Raw genomic sequence first — 461 nt, 5'->3', positions numbered from 1 at the left:
GGCTGTTGAGTTTCTCATGATGTCGTCGCGTTCGGTTGTGCGTGTGTTGTCGTCTGGCGTGGCTGCGGCGTTGGTCGTGCAGTTGGCGTTGTGGGGAGGTGCCCCGGCGGCAGCTTCGCCGTTGCCGGATGAGCCGGCTGGCTGCCTATCCCGGATCCAGTGCGGGTAAGGGGGGTTACCGTGGAACCGATACTGAGCCTTCCCGACCGACTTCGAGGATCACGCGTGGGAAGTGGAGGCGAAGGGCGTCTTCTGGGATGCCCGGATCGTACTTGGCAGCCTTGATCTGCCGGTCACCTTCTATGACCCAGCGCGTCTGGCACAGGATGTCCAGGAGGATGTCAAGGTTCCAGCGCAGCTTCGCCGTTCGAAACCTGATCGTGGTGGGGCGTTTGACTATCGAAGAGATGACAACCGCGGTTGCTGCGCTGCCGCCAGGCTTCTTCAGAGGAGACTCGTGA

The 461-nt window shown here is 61.8% G+C and carries 1 protein-coding gene; it reads right to left on the bottom strand.

The features are described from left to right. Nucleotides 1–175 precede the first annotated feature (175 nt). Nucleotides 176–461: hypothetical protein (locus BN358_RS26650; protein WP_198018446.1), on the bottom strand; the 286-nt coding region annotated here is incomplete at its 5' end.

Origin of the sequence: Sedimentibacter sp. B4, assembly GCF_000309315.1 — a bacterium.
In the GTDB taxonomy this organism is placed as follows: Bacteria; Bacillota; Clostridia; order Tissierellales; family Sedimentibacteraceae; genus Sedimentibacter; species Sedimentibacter saalensis.
This window is presented reverse-complemented; position numbering and strand designations above follow the sequence as displayed.